Source organism: Psychrosphaera sp. F3M07, from assembly GCF_018860345.1.
GTDB classification, from domain to species: Bacteria; Pseudomonadota; Gammaproteobacteria; order Enterobacterales; family Alteromonadaceae; genus Psychrosphaera; species Psychrosphaera aquimarina.
The window spans coordinates 212689-237172 of sequence record NZ_JAHKPJ010000004.1; the positions used below are offsets into that span (position 1 = coordinate 212689).

Below are 24484 nucleotides of genomic sequence, written 5' to 3' on the forward strand. Positions count from 1 at the left end.
GTAAGGTTATGTTAGTTTGGTTAGCGGAATATTTAACTCAGTTTTACTCTGGGTTTAACGTGTTTTCATACTTAACATTTAGAGCCATTCTAAGTGTTCTTACTGCTATGGTGTTGTCATTATATTTTGGCCCCAAACTGATACGACGTTTGCAGCTTATGCAAATTGGGCAAACCATTAGAGATGATGGACCTGAAAGTCATTTATCCAAATCTGGAACGCCCACAATGGGCGGCATTCTAATACTTGGTGCAATTGTATTTAGTACCTTAATGTGGGCAGATTTATCCAATAAATATGTCTGGGTTGTGATGACGGTTGTTGTCGGTTATGGCTTAGTGGGGTTTGTTGATGATTACCGCAAAGTTATACGCAAAGACAGTAAAGGTTTGATTGCACGTTGGAAATATTTTTGGCAATCGGTGATTGCTATTGGTGTTGCCGTATTTTTATACATGACAGCAGAGAATCCTGCTGAAACCTCATTAATCGTTCCTTTCTTTAAAGATGTGATGCCACAACTTGGTTTAATGTACTTATTGGTTGTGTACTTTACGGTTGTTGGTACCAGTAATGCGGTGAATTTAACTGACGGCTTAGATGGGCTTGCCATAGTTCCTACGATTATGGTGGCTGGCGCATTGTCGTTAATGGCGTATTTAACCAGTAATGTAAACTTTGCAGAATACTTACACATACCTTATATCCCACAAGCGGATGAATTAACCGTTGTATGTACCGCTATTGTTGGTGCAGGGCTTGGGTTCTTATGGTTTAACACATATCCAGCACAAGTATTTATGGGCGATGTTGGCTCTTTGGCATTAGGTGGTGCGCTTGGGATCATCGCTGTATTAGTGCGTCAAGAGCTAGTGTTATTTATCATGGGCGGCGTATTTGTCATGGAAACCATGTCGGTTATTTTACAAGTTGGTTCATTTAAATTACGCGGCGAACGGGTATTTAAAATGGCACCAATTCATCATCATTATGAGTTAAGTGGTTGGCCTGAACCTCGTGTTATCGTGCGTTTTTGGATCATCTCTTTGATCTTAGTGTTGATCGGCTTAGCTACACTTAAACTTCGTTAATCTTATAGAGAAGTGAATAATATGACTGATGCGTTAAACAATGAATTTATCGAAGAATTACAAAGTAGTAATGTGGCGATCGTTGGTATTGGTATGTCAGGGATGTCGGCACTTAGGTTTTTGTTAAATAAAGGTGTTTTCCCAAAGGTATTTGACTCTAGATTAACCCCACCGGTTGCCGAAAAAGATCAGCAGTTTTTAAATCAAGTTGAACGTAAGTTTGGTGAATTTAAGCTTGATGAGTTTAAAGAATTTGATTATGTCATTGTCAGTCCAGGGATCAGTTTAAAGGAACCTGCATTAGCCAATGCGCAGCGTTATAACGAAAATGTTTTTTGTGATGTGGAATTGTTTGCAAGAATAAATACCAAACCCGTTATCGCAGTGACAGGCTCAAATGGTAAATCTACGGTAGTTGCTTGGTTAGAAGACTTTCTTGGTCGCATGGGAAAAAATGCAGTGGCCTGTGGCAATTTTGGTGTGCCAGTATTAGATGTGATTGAATACGGCTATAACGGTGAACCAGTCGATGTTTACATTATGGAATTATCCAGTTTCCAATTGGAGTCTACTCACAGCCTTATTTGTGAAGCGGCGACGGTATTAAATGTCACACCTGATCATATGGACAGATATGAATCATTTTCTGAATATGGTCGTTCAAAATTACGTATTTATCATCACTCAAAGCTGTGCCTCTACAACAATGACGACTTTGAAACTAAGCCGTTATTAAACTGCAATAAGGTTCATGCATTTGGTACGGAAGCTCAATCACGTGCTGAAAATTACTGGTACTTTAATAATGAAACCGAAGATTTATGTCTGAATAATGAAGTCATAGGTAATTTGGGACAGCTGTCTTTATCCGGTTCTCATAATGGATTAAATGCCATCGTTGTATTGGCATTAGCTAATGCGATAGGTGTTGATCCTGTGGCTGAATTTCATAACTTGAGCCATTTTTCTGGTTTGCCACACCGTTGTAAATTTATTGCGGATGCCAATGGTGTGTTGTTTGTGGACGATTCTAAAGCGACCAATATCGCGTCGACACAAGCGGCGTTAAATGGTCTATCAAAAAATGACAATAAAAATATAGTACTCATTGCCGGCGGTGATGCAAAAGGTGCTGACCTGTCTGAACTGCAAGCTGACATTAACAAACATGTTAAAAAAGTGATTGCGTTTGGCAAAGACAAAACCAAATTTGTGGATTTTTTAAAACCAGAACAATTGGTTTTAGTAAGCAATATGTCAGAAGCCGTAAATCAATCGATGAAACTGGTAGAGCAAGGCGACATTGTTTTGTTATCACCTGCATGTGCCAGTATTGATATGTATAAAAATTACCAACACCGTGGCGCAGACTTTAAACAGAATGTGTTAGCTGCCATTAGCGGATTAAATAAATGAGTAGAATTGGTTTTGGTTTAGTTAGTTTAACTAAACGAAACAAATTAAAAGAAACCACTCCGGCGTTATATGACCGTGGTTTGTTGTTTTTGGTTTTAGCGTTAATGGCGTTTGGCTGGGTGATGGTGACATCGGCATCACTGCCTGTGTCGGAAAAGATTTATAACAATGAATACTACATTTCAATCAAACATGCGGCGTTTATTTTTATTGCGTTAACCGCCATGTTGACTGTGTTGTTCTTCAAAATGCAGTGGTGGCAACGTTTTAATATGGAACTACTGTTTGTTGCGATTGTGCTCTTGGTCGCGGTGTTATTAATTGGCTCGACAGTGAACGGGAGTCGACGTTGGTTGTCTTTAGGCATATTTAATTTACAAGCTGCTGAAGTTGCAAAGTTATTCTTCTTTAGCTTTTTGGCCGGTTACTTAGTAAGACAGCATGAACAGTTAAGAGAAAATGTAATTGGTTTTGCCAAGCCGTTAGTCGTGTTTATGATATTGGCGATTTTATTACTAATGCAACCAGATTTAGGTACCGTTATCGTCATGTTTGTGACCACGGTTGCTTTGTTGTTTTTAGCTGGTGCAAAGATTTGGCAATTTATAGCATTAATAGCCAGTGGTTTATTAGCGGTTTGGACTTTGATTATGTTAGAGCCGTACCGAATGAGACGTGTGGTGTCTTTTGTTGATCCTTGGGCTGACCCGTTTGGCAGTGGTTATCAGTTAACCCAGTCGTTAATGGCTTACGGACGAGGAAGTTGGTCTGGATTAGGATTGGGCAATAGTATCCAAAAACTGGATTATTTACCTGAGTCACATACTGACTTTATCGCGGCCGTCATTGCAGAAGAAATTGGTTTTGTTGGGTTAAGTATTTTGGTCATGATGTTGGGTTGGCTAGTTTATAAAATTTTAAATGTAGGCCGTTTAGCGATGGAAAAATCGCAACATTATAATGGTTTTTTTGCCTATGCAATTGGCATTTGGATTGCCTTTCAGGTGTTTGTAAATATTGGTGCGAGTACAGGCATGTTACCGACTAAAGGATTAACACTACCTTTTATTTCGTACGGTGGAAGTAGTTTGATTGTGTTTAGTATTGCGATTGCCATTGTATTAAGAATTGACTTTGAAACCCGAGCGCTTGAACGGACAGAAATAGATGAGTTATCCAATGAGTAAACCAATGAATAACTCAAGTAATAATAGTCCTATCCAAACTAAACGCGCAGTGATCATGGCGGGTGGTACCGGTGGACATATCTTTCCTGGTTTAGCGTTAGCAAAGTCTTTAATGGCGGAAGGATGGGATGTTCAGTGGATGGGTACCGCTGACAAAATGGAAGCGGATATAGTGCCTAAACATGACATATCGATTCACTATATTGATGTTAAAGGCGTACGTGGTAATGGCATAAAACGTTTAGTTAAAGCACCATTTATGCTGTTAAAAGCATGGTTGCAAGCCAGGGACATATTCAAAAAGTTAAAACCTAATTTAGTCATTGGTTTTGGTGGTTATGCATCTGGACCGGGGGGCATTGCAGCTTGGTCTTTAGGTTTACCGCTAATTATACATGAACAAAATGCGATTGCCGGAATGACAAATCGTTGGTTATCTAAGGTAGCAAAACATACTTTGTTAGCATTCCCAAATGCAAAACAATCATTGCCTAAGATACAAACCGAGGTAGTTGGTAATCCGGTAAGAATGGATATTGCTCAATTAAACAATATGCCAAAACGAGTATTGACCGGGCAGGACGCAATTAGGATTTTGGTAATAGGTGGTAGTTTAGGTGCTCGGGCATTAAACCAGCAGTTACCTCATGTATTTTACCAATTACAAGCGTTAGGTTTGGCGGTGAAGGTTCACCATCAAGTAGGTAAAGGCAACAAATTAAGTGTTACTGACGAATATGATAAATGCAAAAATTCAGCAGAGGTTGCAGAGTTATCGGTAGTAATCGATGAGTTCATTGATGATATGCCGTCTGTTTTATCATGGGCGGATTTGGTAATATGCCGCGCTGGCGCGTTGACGGTTTCTGAATTGGCCGCATCGGGAAATGTAGGGATATTCATCCCATTACCATATGCGGTAGACGATCACCAAACAGCCAATGCAAATTGGTTGGTAGAAAAAGAGGCGGCGGTACTAATGCCTCAAAATGAAATTAAACAAAAGCTTGTTTCGACGTTAGTAGAGTTGATTAATGATCCGAATAGAATCAACCAAATGCAAATAAATGCAAAACAACAAGCAATTTTAACCACAACCGACCGTATGGTTGAGTTGTGCCAGACATGGAAATAAGTAATTGAGTATTCAAGCTAACTTCGTAAATACATCGATGCGCCGATTAAACACTATTCACTTTGTGGGTATTGGTGGCGCAGGAATGGGCGGTATTGCGGAAGTTTTATTAAATGAAGGTTATCAAGTAGCCGGTTCAGATATAAATGAAAATGCAGTCACCCAAAGATTAAGAACACAAGGTGCGACAGTAAATATTGGCCACAAAGAAGAAAACCTGATCAATGTCAGTGTTGTGGTTGTATCCAGTGCAATTGATGAGTCAAACATTGAAATTCAAACGGCCCGTAAACGTCGAATTCCAATTGTACGTCGAGCTGAAATGTTGGCGGAACTAATGCGTTTTCGTTTTGGTATCGCAATTTCTGGTACACACGGGAAGACGACGACAACCAGTCTAATTGCCAGTATTTTTGCCGAAGCTAAAAAAGACCCTACCTTCATCATAGGTGGTCTATTAAATAGTGCAGGGACCAATGCACGGTTAGGTAAAGGTAATTATTTAATTGCGGAAGCGGATGAAAGTGATGCTTCATTTTTACACCTACAACCTATGATTTCAGTGGTAACGAATATCGAAGCGGACCATATGGAAACCTATGGTGGTGATTTTGAAAAAATGAAACAAACCTACATCGAATTTTTACATAACTTGCCGTTTTACGGACTGGCTGCAGTATGTGGTGACGACGACGTAGTTCAAGAGATATGTACAAATTTAGGTCGCAGAGTGGTGACTTATGGATTTAAAGAAACCAATGATTATGTGATCAGTGACTTTAAACAAACCGGCACTCAAACATCATTTGTTGTTAGTTATAACAGTAAAAGTATAAACATCACTCTTAATTTACCTGGAGTGCATAACGCGCTTAATGCAACAGCTGCAATTGCGGTGTCTCATGAGGAAGGTATTGATGATAGTTATATCATTGCGGCCTTGCAAAAGTTTGAAGGCATAGGTCGTCGTTTTCAGCAATACGGCGATTTTGAAACAGGGCGTGGTGTGGTTAAGTTGATGGACGATTATGGACATCATCCAACTGAGGTAGCCGCTACTATCGCAGCGGTTCGAGCTGCATGGCCTGATAAACGTATAGTGATGTGTTATCAACCACATAGATACAGTCGTACCAATGATTTATACGACGATTTTATTAGAGTGTTATCAAAGGTAGATTGTTTGTTATTACTCGATGTGTACGCCGCAGGTGAAAAGCCAATTGTTGGTGCAGACAGTCGCAGTTTAGCTCAGTCTATACGAGTACGTAATTTGATTGACCCTATTTTTGTTGCACAACCCGCTAACTTGCCAAGCGAATTAGCTAATGTGATAAAAGATGGTGATATCGTTATTACCCAAGGCGCTGGCAATATAAATTCAGTATTAAAAACCTTGGTTGCTTGTGAAATGAAAATTGAAAAATTAGCTGAGGTAACTGAGTTATGAGCTTAGATGTTAAAGCCTTTGGAAAAATAGCCGTCATGTTTGGTGGCGAGTCTGCTGAACGTCCCGTCTCGTTGAATTCTGGCGCGGCTGTATTAAAAGCTTTGCTTGCTCAAGGTTTTGATGCTCATAAATTTGATCCGAAAGACAGTCCGTTAACCGACTTAATAACACACAAGTTTGATCGCGTGTTTATTGTTTTACATGGTCGAGGCGGTGAAGATGGTACCTTACAAGGGGCATTAACCTATATGGGATTGCCTTTCACTGGTAGTAGTGCTCAAGGTTCTGCCTTTGCAATGGATAAGGTTCGTAGCAAGTATTTGTTCTTAGGGGCGCAATTACCAACGGCACCATTTTGTGTTGTGACTAAAGGCGATGAATTTGATTGCCAAGCGATTTTATCTCAGTTAGATGGCAAAGTGATGGTTAAGCCTGCAAATGAAGGTTCAAGCATTGGTATGTCAGAAGCGCATTCGGTTGAGCAGTTAAAAGCCGCAATTGAAAATGCCTTTAATTACGACGATGAATTATTAATTGAACAATGGGTTACTGGCCGTGAAGTTACGGTAAGTATCTTAAATGGTGTGGCGTTGCCAATAATTGAAATGCGTACCTCTCATGAGTTTTATGACTACGACGCTAAATACATAACAGGCGACACAGAATATTTATGTCCAGCACCTTTGGATGCCGAACTAACCAAAGAAATTCAAGATGTAGCGGTCAAAGTTTTTAACATTGTTGGTGCCTCAGGTTGGGGACGTGTCGATTTCATTATTGGTGAAAATAATCAGTTAAACGTGTTGGAAGTAAATACGGTTCCTGGCATGACAGAAACCTCATTAGTACCTAAGGCTGCAGCTGCAACTAATATGGATTTTACGACCTTAGTAACGAAAATTTTACAAGGCAGTCGTTAATGGTAGAAAAACCGCTTAAAAAATGGAGACACTCTAGCTTTTTAGTTGGAATTGTTTTCTTTTTAACGGTTATTTTATTCATTATATGGGGGTATAATGCTCTGTTCGATTGGGCACAAAGTAAAAATGATTCGCCGATAAATTCGGTTGTTGTTCATGGAAACTTTAAATATTTAAGTGCTGAGCAGCTAGAAGCTAAAATTGGCCAAAAATTAGATGGCAGTTTTTTTACTTTAGACGTGGATAGACTGCAAAATCAGATTGAAGAAAACCCTTGGGTTTACAGTGCTTCTATCCGTAAAGAGTGGCCAAGAAAGCTTCATGTTTACATTGTAGAGCAAGAAGCGTTTGCGATTTGGAATAATGATTTACTTTTAAACAAATTTGGTGACGTTTTTTACGCTAATGGTGTTAAAGTAGACAACACTCTGGCACGGCTTTATGGGCCAGAGGGAAATGAAAAAGATGTATTAAAAGGTTATGTGGATATGCAATATCTGTTGAAGCTACATAACTTTAAAATTAGCGAGTTAGTTTTGTCTGAGCGGTACGCTTGGCAGTTGTGGTTAAAATCAGGCATTCACCTAAATTTAGGTCGTTCGGATAAGATGTCTAGAGTACAACGTTTTTTAGATTTACAGCCTTTGTTGGCTGAATATGGTAACAAAAAGATAGCTCGTGTAGATTTACGTTATGACATAGGTTTAGCCGTGTCATGGCAATAAATATAATAATTAAAACATATAATAAGTGCGATAAGCGGATAGTATGAACTCAAGTGCAAAGGCCAACGACCGTAATTTAATAGTCGGTTTAGATGTAGGTACTTCTAAAGTAACTGCTGTGGTTGGTGAAATTACCCCAGATCAACAGATAAGTATTGTTGGTGTTGGACATCATGTTAGTCATGGTATGGATAAAGGCGGAGTTAATGACTTAAATTTAGTTATTGGCTCTGTACAACGCGCTATTAATGAAGCTGAGTTAATGGCCGATTGCCGTATATCTTCGGTTTATTTAGCGATAAGTGGCAAACACATATCGTGTCAAAACGAAAGTGGCATGGTGCCAATTAATGACTCAGAAGTAACATCGGAAGATGTTGAGAACGTTATACACGCAGCAAAAGCGGTACCTATGGCAGCAGAACGAAAAATGTTGCATGTATTACCGCAAGAGTTTTCTGTCGACATGCAAGAAGGGATCAAGAGCCCTGTTGGTATGTCGGGTGTAAGAATGGAAGCAAAAGTTCATATCATTACTTGTGCCAATGACATGGCAAAAAACATAGTAAAATGTGTTGAGCGATGTGAATTAAAAGAAGACCAGTTGATTTTTAGTGCATTAGCCTCAAGTTATTCTGTTCTAACTGATGATGAAAGAGAATTAGGTGTATGTGTTGTTGATATGGGTGGTGGTACGTTAGATATCGCTATTTATGCTAATGGTGCAATTAGACATTCTGCGGTTCTGCCTATTGCGGGTAATCAGGTAACCAATGATATAGCTAAAATTTTCCGCACCCCAATTAGTCATGCAGAAGATATTAAAGTTAAATACGGCGCGGCTTATCGAAATTTAGCCAGTGCTGAAGAAAGTATAGAAGTTCCTAGTGTTGGTGGTCGCCCTGCAAGAACGATGTCTCGACATACGTTAGCAGAAGTAATAGAGCCTAGATACCAGGAAATATTTGAATTGATTTTGGATGAAATTCGAAAGTCAGGCTTGGAAGATCAAATAGCTGCGGGCATAGTTTTAACAGGTGGAACGTCGAAAATGAAAGGCGCTGTTGAATATGCTGAGCAAGTTTTCCAAATGCCTGTACGAATTGGTACACCTGTGGGTGTCAAAGGACTAACAGAATATGTACAAGATCCTAGTTATGCTACAGCTGTAGGTTTGTTGCTATATGGAATGGAAAAACAACAATCTAACGACGAAGAAAAAGAACAAAGTTGGTGGCATAGAGTAGCTAGTTGGTTCAAAGGCGAATTTTAAAGAATTTTAGACGGAGAGTGTGACGATGATTGAGTTAATGGATAATCATAACGAAGAAGCGGTCATTAAAGTATTTGGTGTAGGCGGCGGCGGCGGTAATGCTATTGATCATATGGTTAAAGCATCTATCGAAGGCGTTGATTTTGTTGCAGCGAATACAGATGCACAGGCATTACGTAACTCTGCTGCAGGCCTAACATTACAATTAGGAACCGCAGTGACTAAAGGGTTAGGCGCTGGCGCAAATCCTGATATTGGGCGTCAATCTGCGCTTGAAGATAGAGACAATATTGCAGCATCTATGGAAGGTGCGGATATGATTTTTATCGCAGCAGGCATGGGTGGCGGTACCGGTACTGGCGCTGCACCAGTTGTTGCTGAAATAGCAAAAGAACTCGGTATATTAACGGTTGCCGTAGTAACTAAACCGTTTGGTTTTGAAGGTAAAAAACGTTTAGGTTTTGCTGAACATGGTATTGAAGAATTAGCTCGTAGTGTTGACTCTTTGATCACAATTCCAAACGACAAATTATTAAAAGTACTAGGTCCTAAAACAAGCCTGTTAGATGCGTTTAAAGAAGCAAATAATGTTCTTCTTGGCGCTGTTCAAGGTATTGCTGAACTAATTACTCGTCCAGGTTTAATTAACGTGGATTTCGCCGACGTACGAACGGTAATGTCTGAAATGGGCACTGCTATGATGGGAACTGGTTCCTCATCTGGTGCAGACAGAGCGCAAGAAGCTGCTGAAGCGGCAATATCTTCTCCTTTATTGGAAGATATTGACTTAGCGGGTGCCAAAGGTATTCTGGTTAATATTACAGCAGGCTTAGACATTAGCATTGAAGAGTTTGAAACAGTTGGTAACACTGTAAAAGCCTTTGCATCTGAAAATGCAACGGTTGTTGTTGGTGCCGTTATTGATATGGAAATGCAAGATGAGCTAAGAGTGACGGTTGTTGCTACTGGCATCGGCGGTGATAAACGTGCTGATATCTCTTTAGTTCCAGCAGCACCAATTGCAGCGACAGGGACATCTGGAATGTCATCTCAACCAAGTGCGATGCAACAGCCTAAGCCTATGCAAGAGCAACAAGCTTTGATTGAGCCTGAAGAGAAAAAAGCGGAAGAAGAAAACTATTTCGATATCCCAGCTTTCTTGCGTAAACAAGCTGATTAAATATTAAACTATTGTAAAGTGGTAGGATTACCTGTATAATCCTTCAACTTTTTTAACGCTCAAAATATTTAGTGGGAATAAGATAAATTAATGATTAGACAACGTACTATCAAATCTTCAGTTACTACAACTGGAATTGGTTTACATAAAGGTGAAAAGGTTACTTTGACCTTACGTCCTGCTGCGGATAATACAGGTATTGTATTTTTACGTACGGACTTGTCTCCTGTTGCAGAGTTTTTGACTACGCCAGAATTAGTTGGTGATACTCAAATGTGCACGTGTTTAATTAATGATCAAAATCAACGTTTGTCTACTACTGAACATTTAATGGCTGCGATTGCGAGCTTATCAATTGATAATCTAATTGTTGAAGTTGATTCTGCAGAGATCCCAATCATGGACGGTAGTTCACTGCCATTTATCTTCTTGTTACAAGAAGCAGAAGTGGTTGAGCAAAAGTCATTGCGTCGTTATATTAAAATCACTAAACCAGTTCGTGTAGAAATTGATGATAAATGGGCAGAGCTAAGACCATATGATGGTTTTAAAATTGATTTTCAAATTGAATTTGATCATCCAATTATCTCTAAATCAGCGCAGCGTATTATTGTAGATATTACTGCTGAATCATTTTTAAAAGAAGTGAGCAGAGCGAGAACGTTCGGTTTTATGCGTGATATTGAATATTTAAGAAATAACAATTTAGCGTTAGGTGGCAACATGGATAACGCGATTGTTTTGGACGAATATCGTGTATTAAATCCAGACGGTTTACGTTATGACGATGAGTTTGTTAAACATAAAATTTTAGATGCAGTTGGTGACTTGTACATGACAGGTAAACCTTTATTAGCTGAGTTTGTTGCATTTAAATCTGGCCATGACCTAAACAATAAAGTGTTGGTTGAACTGATGAAAAATCAGGATTGTTGGGAATATGTAACCTTTGAAAATGAAACTCCTGAGTTAGTAAGTCAAAGCTTACCGCAACTTGCATAATCACTTTACTGATTTAAAAAAAGCGCGTTTAGCGCTTTTTTTGTGCCTGTCTATTTAATCCACCTTCATTAAGATGCTCATTCTGACTGACGTTGTACAGTAATTTAGTCACAAATACAGAGGCTGGACGTCTCTCGCACAAAGTGTAAAGACTATGATGCAGTCATGGTTTTATTGTAAACATTAGTTGCCTTTATTTACTGTTAAACATTAAGCGTTGTAATTAGCGAATATTAGAAACTGTTTGCTATATTGCAGCCACAAAATAGAAGTTAGTTTAGGCCGTTTATAACCTTGATTATTAATAATCATAGCGTTTATTAAACATGAAACACTATGAGCAGATTCATAGTAATGTCCTAAACTGGCTCATAGAAGTTTAATGAGGAATATAAAGTGGCTGATTTATTTGAAAACCCAATGGGTTTAGACGGATTCGAGTTTGTAGAATTTTGCGCTCCAGAGAAAGGGATCCTAGAACCTATCTTTACTGCAATGGGCTTTAGTAAAGTTGCTGATCATAAATCAAAAGATGTTCAACTTTGGCGACAAGGTGATATCAGCTTTATCTGTAACTATGAAAAAGGCAGCCACGCAGATTATTATGCACAAGAACACGGTCCATCCGCTTGTGGTTTAGCTTTCAGAGTTAAAGACGCACAATTTGCTTACTCAGAAGTATTAAAAAAAGGCGCTCAGCCAGTCCATATTGAAACAGGACCGATGGAGTTACGCTTACCAGCTATTAAAGGTATTGGTGGAGCTACGTTATATTTAATCGACCGTTATAAAGATACCAATACTATTTACGACATCGATTTTATTTGGGTTGAAGGCGCAGACCGTAATCCAGAAGGTTGTGGTTTCCATACACTGGATCACTTAACGCATAATGTTTACCGTGGCCGTATGGATTATTGGGCATCTTATTATGAAGACCTATTTAACTTCCGTGAAATTCGTTATTTTGATATTAAAGGTGAATACACTGGGTTGTTATCAAAAGCGATGAGCGCACCAGACGGAAAAATTCGCATTCCTCTTAATGAAGAAGCCGCAGGTGGTGGTGGTCAAATTGAAGAATTTTTAATGCAGTATAATGGTGAAGGAATTCAGCATATTGCATTTTCTTGTGACGACTTAATATCTTGTTGGGATCGTTTGAAGAAGTCGGGTGTTAAGTTTATGACAGCGCCTCCTGCGACCTATTACGAAATGCTAGATGAACGTTTACCAGGTCATGGTGAACCTGTTGATGAGTTACAGGCGCGTGGTATTTTATTAGACGGCACAACAGGCGGTGATCAACCACCTCGATTATTATTACAAATATTCTCTGAAGCTTCTTTAGGTCCAGTTTTCTTTGAATTTATTCAACGTAAAGAAGATGATGGTTTTGGTGAAGGTAACTTCAAGGCGTTATTTGAGTCCATTGAACGTGACCAAGTGAATCGTGGCGTTATCGGTGACGATAAATAATATTACTAACATGTAGGAAGTAATTATGAAAACTCAAGGCATTCATCACGTCGCTTATCGTTGTATTAATGCGAAAAAAACCATGGAGTTTTATCGCGACTTACTAAACATGGAATTTATGTTAGCGATTGCTGAGGATAATGTACCTTCAACAGGTGCCCCTGATCCTTACATGCATATCTTCATGGACTCTGGTCGTGGTAATGTATTGGCGTTTTTTGAAATTCCTAATTCACCAGAAATGGGACGTGATGTGAATACACCTGAATGGGTTCAACATATCGCGTTTCAAGTTGATTCTATGGATGATTTATTAGAAGCAAAAGGTAATTTGGAAGCCGCAGGTATTGATGTACTAGGGCCAACTAATCATACTATATTTAAGTCGATTTACTTCTTTGATCCAAACGGACATCGTATAGAATTAGCGGCTAATACTGGGAAACCGGGTATGTTAGATGAATTAAAACGTGTTGCCCCTGCTATGTTAGACGAGTGGGACAAAACTAAAAAAGCACCACAACATGCAGCATGGTTGCACAGTGGTGAAGATTTTCCGGGAAGTAAATAATGAAATTAGCAAGTTTAAAATCAGGCCGTGATGGCAAATTAGTTGTGGTTAATAATGCTCTGACTAAAATGGTTTCTGCCGGTGATATCGCACCGACAATGCAAAGTGCGTTAGACAATTGGGAAGCCGTAGAGCCTAAACTTAATGCTTTATTCGCAGACTTAGAAAGTGGTGCAATTGCAGGTGATGTTTTTGACCAAAACGAGTGTGAATCGCCATTACCACGCGCTTATCAATGGGCAGATGGCAGTGCTTATGTTAATCACGTTGAACTTGTGCGTAAGGCTCGTAATGCAGAAATGCCTGCTAGCTTCTGGACAGATCCATTAATGTACCAAGGTGGTTCAGATAGCTTTTTAGCACCTCGTTCGCCAATTGTTATGCCACAAACTGAAGGTTTTGGTGTGGACTTTGAAGCGGAAGTTGCTGTTATCACAGGTGACGTACCTATGGGCGTTAGTGCGGAAGATGCACTGAATTACGTTCGTTTAGTGATGATCGTAAACGATGTATCATTACGTGGCTTAATCCCAAATGAATTGGGTAAAGGGTTTGGTTTCTTTCAATCTAAACCATCAAGTGCCTTTAGCCCTGTTTGTGCAACGCCAGATCAACTTGGTGATGCATGGCAAGACGGTAAGTTATCTTTGCCATTAATATCTATTTTAAACGATGACATGTTTGGCAAGCCAGAAGCGGGTGTTGATATGACATTTAACTTTGGTCAACTTATCGCTCATGCAGCTAAAACTCGTCCATTATGTGCAGGCACCGTTATAGGTTCTGGCACTGTATCTAACAAGTTAGATGGTGGTGCAGGTAAACCAGTGAAAGATGGTGGGGTTGGTTACAGCTGTATTGCTGAAATTAGAATGATCGAAACCATCGAAAGTGGTAAACCAACTACTCCATTTATGCAATTTGGTGACAAGATACAAATCGAAATGTTTGATAAACAAGGTCAATCTTTGTTTGGTCAAATAAATCAAACATTAGAGCAACAGTAAACATAAAGCTGTAATAGAGAAAACCTCATTTAAATGAGGTTTTTTTATGCCTGAAAATCGGTCTTTTTTTACTTTAAATTAACAGTGTATACTGCCAGTTAATAATTAGCGTGTTTTGAGTTATCAATGAATATAAGTAATCAACTTGTTTTACCCTGTGGTGCTACCTTACCTAATAGAATATGCAAAGCGGCAATGACAGAAGGCCTTGCTGATAAATTTGATCAACCTACTGAAGCATTAAATCGTTTATATCAAACATGGTCAGAGGGCGGTGCAGGGTTATTAATCAGTGGTAATATCATGGTTGATAGACGTTATTTGGAAAGAGCAGGGAACGTCGTAATAGAACAAGGTAGTAATATCAACTTAATTAAACAATGGACTCAATCCGCTACCTTAAATGGAAACCACTTTTGGGCGCAGATATCTCATCCTGGCAGACAGTGCCCGCGTATGGTCAACTTACACCCTGTGTCACCATCAGATGTGCAATTAGATATGATTGGTAACTTTGGTAAACCAACGCCTTTATTAGAAACGGAAATTGAGCAGATCATAGAACGTTTTGCGACTACAGCTAGAATTGCGAAGGAAGGCGGTTTTACTGGCGTGCAAATTCATAGTGCACATGGTTATTTGTTAAGTCAGTTTTTATCTCCTATCACGAACAAACGTACAGATATATGGGGCGGTAGTATTGAAAACCGCGCTAGATTATTACTCGCTGTGGTTCGGGCTGTTAGAGATGCGGTAGGCCCTGCATTTCCTATTGCGGTGAAACTCAATTCATCTGATTTTCAAAAAGGTGGTTTTAGTCATGAAGATTCGGTGAAAGTAGCTCGTTGGTTACAAGAAGTAGGAATCGACCTACTTGAAGTGTCTGGTGGTACTTACGAAAAGACCAAGTTTTTAACCACGGAAGAAGAAGACGATGTCAGAGAATCAACCAAACACAGAGAAGCTTTTTTCTTAGAATATGCCGAAACAATGCGTGAAGCTGTAGGTGATTTACCATTAATGGTGACGGGTGGATTTAGAACATTAGAGGTAATGAACGAGGCACTTGAGCAGAATAAAACCGATATGATAGGTTTGGGACGTCCATTTTGTTTAGTGCCTGATTTCCCAAATAAACTATTAAATAATCAGACAAAATCACTACCAAAACCTGAATCTAAATTAGTATTAGGCAAAGGTAAACTTAGCGGAAATAGTTCTAATTCATTAATAAGAGCCATCAATACACAAGGTCAGGCTGGTTACTTCTATTATCAGATTTATCGCTTAGCTGCTGGCAAATTACCAAAAGATAACTTAGGAGTGTTTAGCTCTTTTTATAAACACTTATCTAGAGATTGGTATAAATCCATTGCCAGAAAACTGGCTTAACAGATCTGTTTTTCTATTAACGCCTCAAAATTGGGGCGTTTTGCGTATTGGGTTAACCCATACATAGCGTAAACAATAAAACATAAACCAAAGGTAATACAGAACAATACGCTGCCAGACCAAGCCGACAAAATGATCCCACCAATGTAAGGTGCAGATGCAAAACCAATAGAGTAAAAACTAGCAGCACCAAAATACACGCCTTTCATATGTTTTGGCGCAATTCTGTCGATTTGTATGTTCATGTTTGGAAACAAGATAGTTTCACCTACACTCATTACAAACGTGGCTATTATCCAACCGGCATAAAAATCAATGGGGTTTAAAGCAAAGCACAATTGAGATAACGCCAAGAAAAACATGCCTAAGTATATTCGCCTGATCAAACTGACATGGGCTAAAAATTTAATAGAAAAAAACTGTAAACAAATGATAGTGCACGCATTAGTAAAAATGAGAAAACTGACTAATTCTATGACGTTATTGGTCGATGATTGGGTTAAGTATTGCACTAAGGATGAATCTAAATGTGCGTATATAAACATTACTATCATGTTCGCAATCAACAAGAGCAAAAACACATGATCTTGTCGTAATATATGCAAAGTTTGTTTAAGGGTTACTTTAGTTAAATTTGTTGGCTGGCCGATAAATGTTGAATGCTTAAAGGTGTATTTGAGTACAAGTACTAACACCACGAAAGAAAATGCGGTTAACAAAAAAGTTTCTTGTTGCGCTGTTACACCAAACCATACTCCCATTAAAGGTCCGATGGCCGCGCCTACATTAATAGCGAAGTATCTTAGTTGGAATGCTAGTTCACGTAAGTCAGTATTGGGTAATGAGTCTGATATTAGAGCTTTTACCGGAGGTTCCCATATTTCCTTACTGATGGCGCACAACGCCATAAAGAATACATAGCTGATTATGTGGTTAGCGAAGGCTATGCCTACGAAGGCAAATATTGAAATTATGCCCGCTGCGAGAATAACATTTTTACGTCCATATCTGTCGGTTAGAGTCCCTGAGAAAAATCCGGTCACTACTGCTGATATAGCTGCAAGACTCATAAATAAGCCGATTTCCCATGGTGATAACTGAAACTTTTGAAACAGAATTATTGCCATAAATGGCCAAACCATAAAAAAAGTACCACGCGCAAAAAAGGCGCCGATAATTAATACCCAAACCACCACTGGAAATTGTTTGGCATTTGATATTTTCATGTTCAATCTCATACAGGCTAGAGTAATTACACTATCGTTTTTTTGCACAAATTACAGCCATTTATTGCACGATTTTTGTTATATGAAATAGCAAATGTTTCCTATTCGAAATGCGGGTTATTTCAACTGAAATTATTCATGGTGTTTTGATTAAATATGGGTAGAATTGCATCCCGATTTTTCTGGTAAATATTAAAAATAAATAAAGAGTGCAGAATGGTAACAGTAGGTATTGATTACGGAACATCTAACTCCGAAGTGGTTTTATTTGATGGTAAAGAACATCATTATATTGAGTTAGACAAAGACTCTAAAACCCCGTTTAAGATCCGTTCTTCGGTTTTTATTTATTATGAAGATGACTTACCTTTACCTCCAGTTGAAGTGATTGAAGATAAAGTTCAGTTTTTAAAAAGAGCGATTACTGCGCAGTTAGATAAAGCCAAAGATAAGTATGAAGAAGCTAAAACGCCAGTAGATCAACGTCGTTACTTAAAACAAATCGACACGTTAAGAGCTGAATTCCATAATACGCCAGCGTTACAGCGTAAAGCGATTAATCAATTACTAAAAAATCAGTCAGTGGACGACTTACCGCTGCATAAAATGGTTGAAACCGGTACTTTCTTATTTGGTGAAGCTGGCTTTAAGCAATACTTAAAAACACCTGAAAAAGGACGTTTAATATATTCACCAAAAAACTTCTTAGGTGCGAATTTATTATCAGGTCAAAAAGACGCTTTTGTTGGTTTGATCGCTAAACAATTGGCTTTCTTTAAAGAAGCCACAGAAGCCCAATTAGGGAAAGAAGTAAAAGGCGCTGTTATCGGCCGTCCAGTTAAATACCACGGCACGCGTGGCGAAGATGGTAACTCTCAAGCCATCACTATAATGAAAGAAGCGGCAAAATTAGCTGGTTTCGAAAAAATAGATTTTTTAGAAGAACCTATTGCTGCGGCATATCGAATTGAACAAAATCTAAATGAAGAAAAAGTAGCACTGGTTATCGACATCGGTGGTGGTACAACAGATGTATGTTGTATTCGTTTAGGAACACAAAAGCAACATGAGTACGACAGACAGCAAGATGTTCTGTCAGTGACGGGAACACGTCTTGGTGGTATGGAGTGTGACAAAAATCTAATCCTTAAATGCATTGCTCCTGCAATGGGATTAGGGACAGAAACCACAAATGGTATTCCTATCCCTCCGTTATATTACAACGACATGGTGGCGGTAGATGATATTCCACGTCTAAATAAGTTTTTTACTGACGAGACTGGCTTAGAGATAGCTCAAACGATATCGATTGCTAAAGAACCTAAAAAGTTGGAAAAATTATTAATCGTTCAAGAAGAGAAACAATCCGCTCGTTTGGTTAACTCTTCAAGAATGGCAAAAGAAATGTTGTCTGAGAAGAATCACATTGTTTTACCGTTAAAGTACATAGAGCCTGATTTTAATGTTGAGCTAACGGAAGATGATTTGAAACGTTCAATGATAGGTTGGATGTCACGTGTAAGAGCATTAGTGAACGAATGTTTAGCTAAGAGTAGTCAAAAACCTGATATCTTATTTTTAACCGGTGGCATGAGCTTGTCACCTGTGGTTCAAAAAGATATTAAAGCTATGTTGCCTGACATTCCAATTGTTACGGCTGATGCATTTAAGTCAATTTCTGAAGGTTTGAGTATTCAAGCCAATAAACTGTAATCTCCCCTTTCTACAACAGTTCTAGCCTAAAATAGGTTAGAACTGTATTTTACTCTCCTTATTCTACCGATATATTTAATCTCACGCGTCACGACACTTAATTATGATTAAGACCAAGCGTTATTGCAGTTTGAATAGCTATTTAGTCAACTGCCTTAGTGGTTAACCAATATCTTATAATTGGTTGACATTTGGTGGGTTAGTGATTAGTTTCTATATTAGCTTTAGAACAATCAAAGAAGCGCGGTTCTTTTTACTTCTGAAGTTTACCTTTTAATATTAGTTAATATAGTTCTGGAGAATAGAATGTCTATGAAGGGGAAAGTAGCAATTGTAGCTGGAGGTGGACGCGATATTGGTCGTGCTTGTGCAATTGCATTAGCAGAAAAAGGCGCAAACATCGTCCTTACTTATCACTCAAGTAAAGAAACCGCACTATCCGCAGTCACTGAAATTGAAGCCTTAGGGTGTAAAGCGGTGGCAGTACAAGCTGATTTAACAGTACAAACAGGTGTTGATGCCACGGTTAAAGCGGCTTTAGAAAGCTTTGGTTCAATTGATACTTTAGTGCATGTATCTGGTGGTTTATTAGACCGCGTTAAAATTGCAGACATGTCATTAGAGCATTGGACCAATGTGATGAATGTAAACATAACGTCATTATTTATGATGACAAATGCATGTATTCCACACATGAAAAATGGCAGTTCGATTGTCACATTTGCGTCTCAAGCTGGACGTGATGGTGGTGGCCCAGGGGCAGTAGCCTATGCAACATCAAAAGGTGCAGTGATGTCATTTACACGTGGTCTTGCAAAAGAACTAGGGGTCAATAACATACGAGTTAACAGTGTGTGCCCTGGCATGATCAGCACCGGCTTTCACGATACATTCACCAAAGATGATGTACGTAAAAATGTTGCAGGCGCTACGGCGCTCAAACGTGAAGGTACTTCACAAGAGGTGGCTAGTTTAGTTTCATTCTTAGCAAGTGATGAATCGTCTTATATGACGGGTAACTGTGTGGATATTAACGCAGGGTTATTATTCTCTTAAGAGACTCAATCAGCTATTTATAATGAGAGTGTTTGGACATAAAAAAAGAAACCGTACGGTTTCTTTTTTTTATGCTTTGAGCAATGTAGATTATTCGTAAAAATTGTTTAACTAACTAAATGACTTAACGAATATAAGTCTCTTGTTTCATTATTTTTTCTTTTTACTTCTTCTAATGCTCTTGCTTCAGTTGCATCAAATAATGCATTGATAAGGCGGTTAAAGTGTTCATGCATCGCTACTCTCGCAGCTTGGGCATCACCCGCTTTTAACGCATTATATATTTCTCTGTGTTCATCTTTACGTTTATTAACATTAGAGTTACACACCATTCTATAAGCTTCTTTGATATTTTCTTTACTTTCTCTTAAGTGCCAAAAGTTTTGTACTGAGAATAAAATGGCATTGTTGCGAGTCGCTTTAGAGATAATTGAATGAAATTCTTTATCCGCTTCCTCTGCATTAATACCTGACTCCATCTTCACTAGACTAATATGTAACTGCTCTAGTTCTTCTTTAGTTATGCTGCCAGCCGCAAGCGCAGCTGCTTCACCTTCAACAAGAGCGCGAGCTTGGGTTAATTCGAATGCTGAAACGAACAATTGGCTATTAGCTTCGTCAGGCTTTTCAATTACATAGACACCTGAGCTGGTTTTGACCTCAACTCGTTGGCGAACTTCTAATGCAATGATAGCTTCACGTATAGTAGGACGACTTACATCAAATTGCTCAGCTAACACACGCTCCGGCGGTAGACGACTACCAGGAGGATAATTTCCGGAATCTATAAGTAATTCGATTTTTTCTACGATATCCCAAAACAATCGGCGGTTTTGCATTATAGGTCTCTTTCTCTGAATACAGCAAAAGCTGGATTAAACAATTGATATTAGTTTAGATATTATATCCTTATATCAGGTTTTTATGAACAATCAAATTGGTTAATAAATAAGTTTTATATTGGTTTTATCTTTAGTTGAATATGGTTAACCGAAAGGGGAGCGATTTATCAATATTTGACTGGCTACTTTCGATGGAAGCTGTGTACTAAAACTCACTTTTATAGCTGTGTAGCTCACTAAACTTAACGTCGATTATTAGTCATTATGTAGTTGGTTATTAACCTGAATTGCTAAGGCGGTGACAACTAAAAGCCTGACTTAACACGATAATATGGTTTGTTATGTTTAATTACGTCACTGTTTGAACGTTACTTAATATTGCATCTTATAATATTAAAGAATTAATAATAAAATACGGTCCTGAACAAACAGGGTTACCTTAGCCTAAATACCACTCATATTCTTATTTGATCCACCTTTACTTAAGGAGGATTAAACCTATGCTTACAGCATAAATATTGTCGTTTATTCCTTGGACAACTCTCTTCTTTGTAACTATTTAGTTGTATTTACCCTTGTTACATTTAGCTGTTTTCATCTTTTACTAAAACGACATTATTGAATCACGTCTGACTTTCATCAATTTGCGCATAGGTTATAAGTAAATTTTTCTCAAAATAATTCAAAAAAAAGTTAAGCTGATCTAATCGCAAAAAAATAGAGCTAACGAATAAGGTTAGTTTCTAATTTGGCCCACAAGGTCATGACTTTACTTAGAAATATAAAATTCAATTGAGCAGCAGTTTATCGTGCCAGTGGGATTTTATATCTGAAATTTGAGGAGCAATTATGCCGACTTTAGCTTTCCCAAAAGAAACCTTAGTAGGTGAGAAGCGCAGCGCATTGTTACCAAGCAATGTCAAAGCTTACAAACTCCTAGGCGCATCAGTCATTATTGAAACTGGTCTAGGAAAAGGTATTCATATAACGGATGAAGAATACCAGCAGGCAGGAGCCGAAGTAATTAACAGCCGAGAAGCGTTATTAACACAAGCAGATGTGGTTTTATCAATTCATAAGTTACCAAAAGAGGAATTAAGTTTAATCGCCAACAAAGTGGTTATTAGCTTTTTAGATCCTTTTAACAATGCAGAATATGTAGAACAACTATGCCAACATAATGTCACTAGCTTTAGCATGGAAATGATCCCTCGTAGCACCCGTTGTCAAAAAATGGATGCGTTGAGTTCACAAGCCAGCTTAGCGGGTTATGTCATGGTCGTTAAAGGCATCGCAGAATTAAACTCTGTGTTACCTATGATGATGACCGCAGCGGGCACCATTAAACCGGCTAAAGTATTTGTTATCGGTGCGGGTGTTGCTGGTTTACAAGCTATTGCAACGGCAAAGCGATTAGGCGCAGCAGTAACCGCGTTTGATACTCGTTCTGTAGTTGCTGAGCAAGTTCAATCGTTAGGAGCTAAGTTTTTAGATATCGACTTAGGCGAAACCGGGCAAACTGCTCAAGGTTATGCCCAAGCATTAACGCCTGAACAAATGCAAATTCAGCAACAAGAACAAGCAAAATGTATTGCTGATTCAGACATAGTGATCACAACGGCTCAGTTGTTTGGTCGTAAACCTCCAGTGTTAATTAATAAAGAAACAGTGTCTTTAATGAAACCAGGTTCTGTCATTGTTGATATGGCGGCAGAAAATGGCGGTAATGTTGAAGGTTCAGTAGCTGGAGAAACGGTAGTTGTTAACGGTGTGACTTTGGTTGGAACCGGAAACTGGTCAAACGATGTAGCTAAAAATGCCACACAAATGTATGGCAATAATGTATTTAATTTAGTCAGTGAGTTTTGGCAAAAAAGCGAAGACGAACAAGACGCTAAATTTATCATCGATCTTGAAGATGACATTCAAGCCAATGCTGTTATCACTCACCAAGGTTTCATTTCAAATGACATGATCAAAAACCACTTACAGAAAGGACAAGCATAATGACCGCAATTTATCTGTTATTTATTTTAATGTTATCTATCTTTGTTGGTTTTGAATTAATCCGCAAAGTCCCCGCAACATTACATACGCCATTAATGTCAGGCGCTAATGCCATTTCTGGCATTACCGTTATTGGAGCTTTAGCATTGGCGGGTGGTGAATATGGACAATGGTCTACTTGGTTAGGTGCCATCGCCGTGTTTTTAGCAACGGTCAACGTAGTGGGAGGTTACTTAGTAACTGACCGTATGTTAGCCATGTTTAAGAAAAAGTAGGGAATAATAATGTTGGATTCATTTATCAATACCGCTTTATTAATAAACTTTGTTTATGTGATATCTGCTACTTTATTTATCTTTGGCCTAAAACTATTAAGTCACCCATCCACTGCAAGGAAAGGTAATTTTTTGTCGGCTTTAGCTATGTTAATCGCCGTCGTTATTACCTTGTTAGACAAACAAATCATTTCCTTTGAACTGATTTTAGCCTCTGTTATTGCGGGATCAGCCGTTGGCCTTTTTGCCGCTAAGAAAATAGAGATGACGTCTATGCCAGAACTTGTATCTTTATTTAATGGTATCGGTGGCTTGGCTAGCTTAGCCGTAGCGTGGGCGACAATATTAGGAGGGGGGAATTTATCGACCTTTGTATTGTTTGTTAGTTTCTTAGCATTATTAATCGGTGCGATTACTTTTTCAGGCAGTGTGATTGCTTGGGCTAAATTAAGTGAACGCATTGTGGGCCGCCCAATTGTATTTAAAGGACAAGTGTTTGCAAATGTACTTTTAATCATTGCGATTGGAGCCTCTGCCGCGCTGTTAATCATGCAACCTGAAGTGACCAACTGGCACTATTTGGTGATTGGTTTAGCACTGTTGATGGGGGTTATGTTTGTATTGCCAATTGGTGGTGCAGATATGCCGGTGGTTATTTCATTATTAAATAGTTACTCAGGCTTAGCTGCTTGTGCCGCAGGGTTTGCATTAGAAAATAACTTATTAATAGTTGCAGGCGCATTAGTTGGGGCCAGTGGCATTATCTTAACTAATATAATGTGTAAAGCCATGAATAGGTCATTAGTGAACGTCATAACATCTGGTTTTCAACCGGTTGTGACCTCTGACATGGTGATTGAAGGTGAAGTAAAACCTTTGTCAGCAGAAGATGCTTTTTATGTGTTAGAAGCGGCTCAGTCTGTGTTAGTTATTCCTGGTTATGGCATGGCAGTGGCACAAGCGCAACATGCAATGAAAGAGTTGCAAGGTTTGTTAGAAGATAACGGTGCTGAAGTGGCTTATGCTATTCATCCAGTTGCAGGACGCATGCCTGGACATATGAATGTGTTATTGGCAGAAGCGGATGTATCTTATGAGCAATTGTTTGAAATGGATGAGATAAACCCTCGTATTGAAGGTTTTGACGTGGCAATTGTTATTGGCGCAAACGATGTAGTTAATCCTGCTGCGCGTGAAATGAAAGGCAGTCCAATTTACGGCATGCCAGTTATTAATGCGGATCTTGCTAAGAATGTTTTTGTTCTTAAGCGAGGCATGGCATCTGGTTTTGCTGGTATCGATAATCCACTGTTCTTTAAACCCAATTGCCGTATGGTTTTTGGTGATGCAAAAGAAACGTTAAATAATATTATTCGTCAATTTGCAGACTAATTTTATTATTAATATAAAAGCGTTAAAGGCAGGTTAAACCTCCTTTAACGCTTTCTTTTATAAATGAAATATTCTAGTTAGAAACTCAAAATTGATTAAATATACTTAGCGGTAAGTTTAATGAGTTGCCAATGTAGATGAAGCT

At 38.7% G+C, this 24484-nt stretch carries 21 protein-coding genes; 19 read left to right on the forward strand and 2 right to left on the reverse strand.

All coding sequences use genetic code 11. The features are described 5' to 3' along the window. Window positions 1-8: 8 nt before the first annotated feature. The 14 genes from mraY to KO505_RS02495 all read left to right on the forward strand — a co-directional run bounded on the left by mraY (window position 9) and on the right by KO505_RS02495 (window position 15828). Window positions 9-1091, forward strand: coding sequence for a phospho-N-acetylmuramoyl-pentapeptide-transferase (gene mraY, locus KO505_RS02430; protein WP_216053848.1), 1083 nt, complete (start codon window positions 9-11; stop codon window positions 1089-1091). A 21-nt stretch (window positions 1092-1112) separates the two neighbouring features. Then, the gene (gene murD / locus KO505_RS02435; protein ID WP_216053849.1) at window positions 1113-2507 is read left to right on the forward strand and encodes a UDP-N-acetylmuramoyl-L-alanine--D-glutamate ligase; all 1395 of its coding nucleotides are present in this window, start codon (window positions 1113-1115) and stop codon (window positions 2505-2507) included. After that, the gene (gene ftsW, locus KO505_RS02440; protein ID WP_216053850.1) at window positions 2504-3694 is read left to right on the forward strand and encodes a cell division protein FtsW; all 1191 of its coding nucleotides are present in this window, start codon (window positions 2504-2506) and stop codon (window positions 3692-3694) included. Before murD ends, ftsW begins: the two co-directional genes overlap by 4 nt. After that, window positions 3687-4829, forward strand: a complete 1143-nt coding sequence (gene murG, locus KO505_RS02445) for an undecaprenyldiphospho-muramoylpentapeptide beta-N-acetylglucosaminyltransferase (protein WP_252731597.1) — start codon at window positions 3687-3689, stop codon at window positions 4827-4829. Before ftsW ends, murG begins: the two co-directional genes overlap by 8 nt. A 37-nt stretch (window positions 4830-4866) precedes the next feature. Continuing rightward, on the forward strand, window positions 4867-6279 hold the full coding sequence (gene murC / locus KO505_RS02450; protein WP_216053898.1) for a UDP-N-acetylmuramate--L-alanine ligase: 1413 nt from the start codon (window positions 4867-4869) through the stop codon (window positions 6277-6279). Next, a complete protein-coding gene (locus tag KO505_RS02455) occupies window positions 6276-7199 on the forward strand; it encodes a D-alanine--D-alanine ligase (RefSeq protein ID WP_216053851.1) in 924 nt (307 codons plus the stop codon). The genes murC and KO505_RS02455 overlap by 4 nt, the downstream gene beginning before the upstream one ends. Further along, entirely contained in the window at window positions 7199-7924 is a 726-nt protein-coding gene (locus tag KO505_RS02460) for a cell division protein FtsQ/DivIB (protein WP_216053852.1), read from the forward strand. The genes KO505_RS02455 and KO505_RS02460 overlap by 1 nt, the downstream gene beginning before the upstream one ends. 43 nt (window positions 7925-7967) lie before the next feature. After that, a complete protein-coding gene (ftsA, locus tag KO505_RS02465) occupies window positions 7968-9197 on the forward strand; it encodes a cell division protein FtsA (protein WP_216053853.1) in 1230 nt (409 codons plus the stop codon). Window positions 9198-9222: 25 nt separating this feature from the next. After that, window positions 9223-10377, forward strand: coding sequence for a cell division protein FtsZ (ftsZ, locus tag KO505_RS02470; protein ID WP_216053854.1), 1155 nt, complete (start codon window positions 9223-9225; stop codon window positions 10375-10377). Between the two features lie 90 nt (window positions 10378-10467). Continuing rightward, window positions 10468-11379 carry a UDP-3-O-acyl-N-acetylglucosamine deacetylase gene (lpxC, locus tag KO505_RS02475; protein WP_216053855.1) on the forward strand — a complete coding sequence of 304 codons (912 nt, stop codon included), beginning with the start codon at window positions 10468-10470 and terminating at the stop codon, window positions 11377-11379. 396 nt (window positions 11380-11775) lie between these two features. Further along, complete coding sequence (gene hppD / locus KO505_RS02480; RefSeq protein WP_216053856.1) at window positions 11776-12858, forward strand: 4-hydroxyphenylpyruvate dioxygenase; 1083 nt, start codon at window positions 11776-11778, stop codon at window positions 12856-12858. A 25-nt stretch (window positions 12859-12883) separates the two neighbouring features. Continuing rightward, window positions 12884-13429, forward strand: a complete 546-nt coding sequence (locus KO505_RS02485; RefSeq protein WP_216053857.1) for a VOC family protein — start codon at window positions 12884-12886, stop codon at window positions 13427-13429. Next, window positions 13429-14436 (forward strand): fumarylacetoacetate hydrolase family protein, encoded by a 1008-nt coding sequence (locus KO505_RS02490; protein ID WP_216053858.1) that lies wholly within the window; start codon window positions 13429-13431, stop codon window positions 14434-14436. The genes KO505_RS02485 and KO505_RS02490 overlap by 1 nt, the downstream gene beginning before the upstream one ends. Before the next feature lie 126 nt (window positions 14437-14562). Further along, complete coding sequence (locus KO505_RS02495) at window positions 14563-15828, forward strand: NADH:flavin oxidoreductase/NADH oxidase family protein (RefSeq protein WP_216053859.1); 1266 nt, start codon at window positions 14563-14565, stop codon at window positions 15826-15828. On the opposite strand, the gene KO505_RS02500 is transcribed toward KO505_RS02495, so the two are convergent. Continuing rightward, window positions 15825-17054 carry an MFS transporter gene (locus KO505_RS02500; protein WP_216053860.1) on the reverse strand — a complete coding sequence of 410 codons (1230 nt, stop codon included), beginning with the start codon at window positions 17052-17054 and terminating at the stop codon, window positions 15825-15827. The two genes, KO505_RS02495 and KO505_RS02500, sit on opposite strands and share 4 nt — an antisense overlap. A gap of 216 nt (window positions 17055-17270) precedes the next feature. Here KO505_RS02500 and KO505_RS02505 point away from each other — a divergent pair, with 216 nt between their 5' ends. Both KO505_RS02505 and KO505_RS02510 read left to right on the forward strand, forming a co-directional pair. Next, window positions 17271-18767 carry an Hsp70 family protein gene (locus tag KO505_RS02505; RefSeq protein ID WP_216053861.1) on the forward strand — a complete coding sequence of 499 codons (1497 nt, stop codon included), beginning with the start codon at window positions 17271-17273 and terminating at the stop codon, window positions 18765-18767. Between the two features lie 306 nt (window positions 18768-19073). Continuing rightward, complete coding sequence (locus tag KO505_RS02510) at window positions 19074-19823, forward strand: SDR family NAD(P)-dependent oxidoreductase (protein WP_216053862.1); 750 nt, start codon at window positions 19074-19076, stop codon at window positions 19821-19823. 107 nt (window positions 19824-19930) lie between these two features. Here the strand turns inward: KO505_RS02510 and KO505_RS02515 are convergent, their stop codons facing one another. Next, window positions 19931-20662, reverse strand: a complete 732-nt coding sequence (locus KO505_RS02515; RefSeq protein ID WP_216053863.1) for a FadR/GntR family transcriptional regulator — start codon at window positions 20660-20662, stop codon at window positions 19931-19933. 852 nt (window positions 20663-21514) lie between these two features. On the opposite strand from KO505_RS02515, the gene KO505_RS02520 reads away from it, so the two are divergent. From KO505_RS02520 to KO505_RS02530, 3 genes are read left to right on the forward strand one after another with little or no spacing between them, the layout of a single operon-like run. Beyond that, window positions 21515-22672 carry an NAD(P) transhydrogenase subunit alpha gene (locus KO505_RS02520; RefSeq protein ID WP_216053864.1) on the forward strand — a complete coding sequence of 386 codons (1158 nt, stop codon included), beginning with the start codon at window positions 21515-21517 and terminating at the stop codon, window positions 22670-22672. Beyond that, window positions 22672-22947, forward strand: coding sequence for an NAD(P) transhydrogenase subunit alpha (locus KO505_RS02525; protein ID WP_216053865.1), 276 nt, complete (start codon window positions 22672-22674; stop codon window positions 22945-22947). The genes KO505_RS02520 and KO505_RS02525 overlap by 1 nt, the downstream gene beginning before the upstream one ends. A gap of 9 nt (window positions 22948-22956) precedes the next feature. Continuing rightward, a complete protein-coding gene (locus KO505_RS02530) occupies window positions 22957-24339 on the forward strand; it encodes an NAD(P)(+) transhydrogenase (Re/Si-specific) subunit beta (RefSeq protein WP_216053866.1) in 1383 nt (460 codons plus the stop codon). Window positions 24340-24484: the final 145 nt, after the last annotated feature.